The organism is Streptomyces millisiae, from assembly GCF_031845425.1.
Taxonomy (GTDB): domain Bacteria; phylum Actinomycetota; class Actinomycetes; order Streptomycetales; family Streptomycetaceae; genus Streptomyces; species Streptomyces millisiae.
This window is the reverse complement of the sequence record NZ_JAVREM010000032.1, coordinates 60,658-67,522: the sequence shown is the minus strand read 5'-3', so window position 1 is coordinate 67,522 and position 6,865 is coordinate 60,658. Positions and strand designations below refer to the sequence as shown.

Genomic DNA, 6,865 nt, shown 5'->3' with positions numbered 1-6,865 from the left:
CCCACCCGCCCTTTCCGCGCTTCGCGCGGGGGAGCGGCTCTGCCGGCCGAGCCTGCGGCGGCTTCGCCGCCGGACCGCACGGCCGCAGGCCGCCCGAGCGGCTCCCACCGCACGACGCCCCCGCCCGAAGGGCAGGTGGGCGGCCGCAGGCCACACGGCCCCGGCCGCGCACGGCCACGCCGCCCGGCCGCCAGGCCGGAACGGCGGCCGCGCCGCGCCGGCCCCCGCGAGCCGCCCGAACGGCTCCCGCCGCGCGACGACCCGCCCGAAGGGCGGGTGGGTGGGCGCGGCACGGCCGCAGGCCAGCACGGCCGCAGGCCGGCGAAACCTCGGCGCGCGGGCGCCGCTTCCGACGCTTACCGTCAGGGTGGGAGGTGGTGCGCCGGATGCGTCGTGGAGCCCGCTGGACCGTCGTCGTCGCCGCGGCCGCCGTCGCCGCCATGGCCGCGGCGCCAGCCGCCGCGCGGTCGGCGGACGACACCGTGGAGCTGGACGAGGCGGGGCAGGTCACCGACCGGGCCGGCGTGTTGGCCCGGCGCGGCGGTGAGGTCGAGCGGGCGCTCGCCGGTCTCCAGGAGCGGACGCGGCTGCAGCTCTTCGTGACGTACGTGCACGACTTCTCGGGGCACGAGCCGCAGTCCTGGGCCGACGCGGTCGCCGACCGCAACGGCCTGGGGCGTTACGACCTGCTGCTGGCGATCGGCACCGACGACCGGGCGCACGCGCTCTCCGCCGACGTGCACTCGGGTCTCTCCGCCCCCCAGCTGGCCCGTGTGGAGGCGTCGGTCATCCGCCCCGCGCTGCGGCTCGGGGACTGGGCCGGCGCCGCGATCGGCGCCGCCGACGGCTACACCGCCGTGCGCGGGAACCAGCCCGTGCCGAAGCCACGGCTGCGCGCCGCGCCGGCGGATCCGGGCGCGGTGGGCAGCGGCGGCGCGGACCCCGTGCTGGTGCCGATCGCGCTGGTCGCCGCCGGGTTGGTGGTCCTCGGCTACCTGGCGCGGTACGGCCTGCGCAGCCGCTACCGGATGGTGCCGCTGCGCTGGTCGGGGCGGTCGACGGAGCCGCCCACCCAGTCGCACGATCCGCCGCTGGACGAACTCGACCGCCGGGCCAGGGGGTTGCTGATCGAGACCGACGACGCGGTCCGTACCCGCGCCGAGGCGTACGCGTACGCGGCGGGCGCGCCGCCGCCCGCGCTGGGCCGGGCCGCCACCCGAACGGCGGAGGCGCTGCGGATCCGCTTCCGGCTCGACGAGCCGGCGCTCGAACGCAACGACCTGGAACGGCGCCGGCTGCTCGAGGAGATCGAGCTGCGCTGCGGCCAGGCCGGTGAGGCGTTGGCCGCCGCGCGGCCCGAGGTGGACGAGGCGGCGGTGCGGGCCGGGGCCGCCGCGTTGCCGGACCGGATCGCGGCGGCCGAGGAGGCGCTGCGCCGGCTGGGTGAGCGGTTCGGGCCCGCGGCCGTGGCGCCGGTGGCCGGCCATCCGGCGGCGGCCAGGGCACGGTCGGCCCAGGGGGCCGAGGCGCTGAACCGGGACGACGCCGCGGCGGCCGCGGCGCCGCTGGCGGGCGCCGGGCTGCTGGTGGACGGGGTGGACCGGTGGGTGGCCGAGGTGGAGCGGGCCGCGACCGCGTTCGCCCAGGCCGTGGTGGAGACCGAGACCGACCTGGCGGAGGCCGGGGGCGAGCACGCGCTGCGCGAGGTGTCGGCGCGCGCCGCGGCCGCGCTGGCCGAGGCGCGCGCGATGGCGGCGGGCGACCCGTTCGGCGCGCTGCGTCGGTTGGGCGGGGCCGACGCCGTGCTGGCGCGCGAGCTGGCCTCGCGGCGGGAGCGCGAGGACCGCAACCGCAGGGCCCGTTCGCTGTTCGAGCAGGCGCTGCTGACGGCCGCGCCCACGCTCGCCGCGGCGCAGGCCCACCTGACGGCGCACCGCGAGTCGGTCGGCACGCCGGCGCGCACCCGGCTCGCGCAGGCGGCTCACCTGCTTGAGCGCTCCTGGGAGGTGGCCCACAACGACCCGGCGACGGCGCTGCCGATCGCGTGGCGGGTGGACGCCCTGGCGGTCGAGGGGCGCGCGTTGGCACGGCACGACACCGGCGAGTCGGGGCCGATGGCCTGATCTCTGTTCGAGCGGTGACGTGCTGGCGTATGGTCTGGCATATGCAGATGGGGGGTGATGAATGAACGGGACCAACCTGCAGCCGTGGCAGGTGATCCGGCAGGACGAGAACGGCAGCCGCTACCGCATAGGGCACTGTGCCACGCGCGCCGAGGCGCAGCGGCTCATCCAGCGCCTCCGGCTGAGCGCCGGCGCGCGCCCCGCGGGCGACAGCGCCCGCTATCTGGTCGAGCGCGTGGAGCCGGCGCCTCGCGCACACCCCTGACCCCACCGACATAATCGGGTGGAAGGGACATTCGGCCCAGCACCCGACGGGGGCGCAGAGCGTGAGCACAGAACCCGGCAGCCCGAACGCCCCCGGCGCGCGCGGAGAAGCGCTGCGCGTCGGCATGGTGCTGCTGGACTCCGAAGGCCGGATCCTGCTCTGGGGCCCGATGGCGGAGAAGATCCTCGGCTGGGACGCCGCCCAGGCCGTCGGACGCCCAGTGACCGGCCTGATCCCCGACGACCGCCCCGCCGACCCCGGCCACGACCTGCTGGACACGCTGCTGCGCCACCGCCGCTGGACCGGCCGGCTCACCCTGGGCCACCGCGAGGGACGCCCCGTCGAGCTCCGCGCCCGCGCCGAACTGCTCGACCACCCGAACGGCACCCCGCTCGTTCTCGCCATTCTGGTAGAGAACGAGCGCCTCCGGGCCGTCGAACAGGACCTCGCCACCCTGGACGGCCTGTTCACCGCCTCCCCGCTGGGCATCGGCGTCTTCGACACCGAGCTGCGCTACACCCGGGTCAACGAGGCGCTGTCCCGACTGGCCGGGCTGTCGGAGGCCGAGCTGCTCGGCCGGACCACGCTCGACGTGCTGCCCCGGTCCATGGCCGAGCGGATCCACGGGCTGCAGTCCGAGGTGCTGCGCACCGGACAGCCGGTGATCGACCTGGTCGTGCCCTCGCCCGACGGGCTCGGGGCGCGCTCGGTGTCCATCGGGCGGATCACCGACCGGGCCGGCCAGCCGATGGGGGTCACCAACATCGTGCTCGACATCACCGAGCGCCGCGACGCGCAGACCAAGATCGAGCGGGCCAGGCAACGGCTCGCCCTGCTCGACGACGTCGGCGGCGCCATCGCCGACCTGCTCGACGTGCGGCGGATCGGCGAGGCCCTGGCCGACGCCATCGTGCCCCGCTTCGCGGACCTGGCCGGCGTCGAGCTGCTGTCCCTGGTGGCCTCCGGCGGGGAGCCGCCCACCGCCCACGACCGGACGCGGGGCCCGTTGCTCCAGGTCGGCTTCGCGGCCGTCGACCCACGCCCCGACATGCGGCGGGCCCTGCGGCAGGGCGAGGAGACGGCCTTCGAACCGATCGGCCCCTTCCTGCGGTCGGTGCTCGACACCGGCGCGCCCTACCTCGCCGAGACCAGGGCCGAGTTGCGGGCCGCCAGCGCGTACGACCCGCGCGTCGCGGAGCTGCTGCGCGAACTCGACGTCAACTCGCTGATCACCGTGCCGCTGCGGGCCCGCGGCACGGTGCTCGGGCTGCTGGTGGTCACCCGCAGCGGACACCGTCCGGCCTTCGACGGCGAGGACCTGGCGCTGGCCATGGAGCTCACCGCCCGGGCCGGGATCACGCTGGACAACGCCCGCCTCTACGCCAGGGAGCGGGACGCCGCGCTCACCCTGCAACGCAGCCTGCTGCCGCGGACGTTGCCCGAGCAGCCGGGGGTGCGGTTCACCCACCGCTATCTGCCGGCCAGCCGCGGCACCGAGATCGGCGGCGACTGGTTCGACGTGATCCCGCTGGTCGGCGGCCGGGTGGCGTTCGTCGTCGGCGACGCCACGGGACACGGGCTGCCGGCCGCCGCCGCCATGGGCCGGCTGCGGACGGCGGTGCGCACGCTGGCCGCGCTCGACCTGCCCCCGGCCCACCTGCTGGCCCGGCTCAACGACGCGGGCCGGGACATCGCGCCGAGCCTCGACGACCCGCTGCTGGCCACCTGCCTGTACGCCGAGTACGACCCGCTGAGCCGGGAGTGCCGGCTGGCCAAGGCCGGGCACCTGCCGCCGGTGCTGGTGGTCAGGGACGCGGACAGCGACCGGTGGACCGCGACCCCGCTCGACCTGCCGTCCGGGGCGCCGCTCGGGGTGGACGGCGTGCCGTTCGAGGAGCTGCGCGTCGACGTGCCGGAGGGCTCCGTGCTCGTGCTCTACACCGACGGGCTGCTGGAGACGAGGGACGGCGACATCATGGCCAGGGTCGACGAGCTGTGCGAGCTGCTGTGCGGCCTCGTCGGCGAGCTCGCCGAGGAGGCCGCCCTCGACGGCGTCTGCGACACGGTGATCGAGCAGCTGCGGCCGGCGGTCGGCAGCAGCGAGTCGGACGACCTGGCGCTGCTCGCCGCCCGGCTCGGGAGCCTGCCCCCGGACCGGGTGGCCACCTGGACCTTCCCGGCCGACCCGGCGATGCTGCCGGCCATCGGCGGGACGGTCGACCACCGGCTGCGCGGGTGGGGGCTCGGCGCCCTCGCCGAGCGCGCGGGGCGGCTGGTCGACCGGCTGGCCCGCGACGCGATGGAGGGCGAGGACCGGTCGGTGGCCGTGCGGATGGTGTACGGCGCGTCCCTGATGGTCGAGGTGACCGCCCCGCTTCCGGAGCCCGGCTACCGGGACGGCGCCGAGCGGCTGCTCACCGCCCACCAGGCCCGCCGCTGGGGCACCAGGCACGGCCCGATCGGCCACGCCGTCTGGTTCGAACTGCCGCTGCCGGAGAGCTAGCCCCGGTCCGGCCGGACCCAGGGCCTAACGGACCGGCAGGTGGTACCCGACCCGGAACCGGTCGGCCGGGACCACCACGTCGGCCGTCTCCACCGGGAGGCTGCCGGCCCTGAAGGTGCGGTGGACCACCAGCACCGGATGCCCGGGCAGCCCGCCGAGCACCCGGGCCTCGGCGGCCAACGCGGGCCGGGCGCCGACCTCCTCCGCCACGTTGTCCACCGTGACGTCGATGGCCGCCATCCGCTCCACCACCCCACGCCCCGCCAACGGGCCCTGCTCGGGCAGCATCACGGGGGTGCGCCCGGTGATCCGCAGCGGCTCCCAGGAGGTGGACAGCATGATGGGCTCGCTGCCGGTGCGGAACACGTAGTGCGTGCACATCACCTGCTCCCCCGCCTCGATCCGCAGCCGCTCGGCCACCGCGGGCGGCGCCTCGATCCGCTCGCTGTGCCCCTCCCAGGTGCCGCGCACCCGCTCGTCCGTCTGCTCCTGGCGGAACGACGAGCAGTCGCCCAGCGTGCGGTAGCCGCTGCGGGAGACGACGCGCGGCGCCGGCCGCTCCCGCACATAGGTGCCGGAGCCCGACCTGCCCTCCACGAGCCCCTCGGCCATCAGCACCTTCCGCGCCTCGAGCGCCACCGTGTCGGAGACGCCGTAGGTGGCGCGGATGCTGGCCTGTGAGGGCAGCCTGGTATGGGGCGGCAGGCTGCCGTCGACGATCTGCTGTCGAAGGTCCTCCGCGACGCGGAGATATGCGGGCTGCTCACCGAACGGCACAGGCCCCTCCCAGGGGTGCTCCCGTCTCGTGTTGACAATCGGCAACAGCTTGACAACAGAGCGTCGCCAACGGCAAGAGACGGCCAAGGTTTCACCCGAAGTGATGACGACGGGGCGCGCCCCCGTGCGCCGGTGCCCCTGAGCCGGCGGCCCCGGCGGTGCGAGAAGCGGTGCAAGAATGTGCGCCCTGTACGGTCGGCCGACGATCGGACGCCGCCGACCAACCATGAGGGAAGGGACCACCAGCCAGCATGAGCGCGTCAGGGGGAACCAAGGCGATCGTCGCCGCGTTGACGGCGAACCTCGCCATCGCGGTGGCCAAGTTCACGGCGGCCGCGTTCAGCGGCTCGTCATCCATGCTGGCCGAGGGCGTGCACTCGGTCGCCGACTCGGGCAACCAGGCCCTGCTGCTGCTCGGCGGCAAGCGCGCCAAGCGCGCGGCGAGCGAGGAGCACCCGTTCGGCTACGGCCGCGAGCGGTACATCTACGCGTTCCTGGTCGCGATCGTGCTCTTCTCGATAGGCGGTGTCTTCGCGCTCTACGAGGGCGTCGAGAAGATCAGGCACCCGCACGAACTGGAGCACTGGTACTGGCCGGTGGGCGTGCTGGTGTTCGCCATCATCGCCGAGGGCTTCTCGTTCAGGACCGCCATAAAGGAGTCGAACGAGGTGCGCGGCACCCAGTCCTGGGGCCAGTTCATCCGCACCTCCAAGGCGCCCGAGCTGCCGGTGATCGTGCTCGAGGACCTGGGCGCGCTGCTCGGCCTGGTCCTCGCGCTGGGCGGCGTGCTGCTCTCGCTGGCCACCGGCGACGGCGTCTGGGACGGCGTCGGCACCCTGTGCATCGGCGTGCTGCTGGTGGTCATCGCGCTGGTGCTGGCCGTCGAGACCAAGTCGCTGCTGCTCGGCGAGGCCGCGGGGCCCGAGTCGGTGAAGAAGATCCGCGCGGCGATCGTGGACGACGACACCGTCACCCGGGTCATCCACATGCGGACCCTGCACCTCGGCCCCGACGAGCTGCTGGTCGCCGCGAAGATCGCGGTCCAGCGCGGCGACGACGCCGGCGAGGTGGCCGACGCGATCAACGGCGCGGAGGCCAGGATCCGGGAGGCGGTGCCGATCGCCCGGGTGATCTACCTGGAGCCCGACATCTACCGGGAGCGCACCCAGGCGGCCGCCGCCACCGACTGAGCGGGGC

5 protein-coding genes are annotated in these 6,865 nt (G+C 75.5%); 4 read left to right on the top strand and 1 reads right to left on the bottom strand.

Annotated features, from left to right (window positions below):
• Nucleotides 1–386: 386 nt before the first annotated feature.
• The 3 genes from RNC47_RS22065 to RNC47_RS22055 all read left to right on the top strand — a co-directional run bounded on the left by RNC47_RS22065 (nt 387) and on the right by RNC47_RS22055 (nt 4,891).
• On the top strand, nt 387–2,123 hold the full coding sequence (locus RNC47_RS22065) for a TPM domain-containing protein (RefSeq protein ID WP_311601212.1): 1,737 nt from the start codon (nt 387–389) through the stop codon (nt 2,121–2,123).
• A gap of 61 nt (nt 2,124–2,184) precedes the next feature.
• On the top strand, nt 2,185–2,388 hold the full coding sequence (locus RNC47_RS22060; RefSeq protein ID WP_311601211.1) for an SPOR domain-containing protein: 204 nt from the start codon (nt 2,185–2,187) through the stop codon (nt 2,386–2,388).
• A 61-nt stretch (nt 2,389–2,449) separates the two neighbouring features.
• Nucleotides 2,450–4,891, top strand: a complete 2,442-nt coding sequence (locus RNC47_RS22055) for a SpoIIE family protein phosphatase (protein WP_311601210.1) — start codon at nt 2,450–2,452, stop codon at nt 4,889–4,891.
• A 24-nt stretch (nt 4,892–4,915) separates the two neighbouring features.
• Here RNC47_RS22055 and RNC47_RS22050 read toward each other — a convergent pair whose 3' ends face one another.
• Nucleotides 4,916–5,668, bottom strand: coding sequence for a GntR family transcriptional regulator (locus tag RNC47_RS22050; protein ID WP_311601209.1), 753 nt, complete (start codon nt 5,666–5,668; stop codon nt 4,916–4,918).
• A gap of 251 nt (nt 5,669–5,919) precedes the next feature.
• Here RNC47_RS22050 and RNC47_RS22045 point away from each other — a divergent pair, with 251 nt between their 5' ends.
• Nucleotides 5,920–6,858 (top strand): cation diffusion facilitator family transporter, encoded by a 939-nt coding sequence (locus RNC47_RS22045; protein WP_311601208.1) that lies wholly within the window; start codon nt 5,920–5,922, stop codon nt 6,856–6,858.
• Nucleotides 6,859–6,865 lie beyond the last annotated feature (7 nt).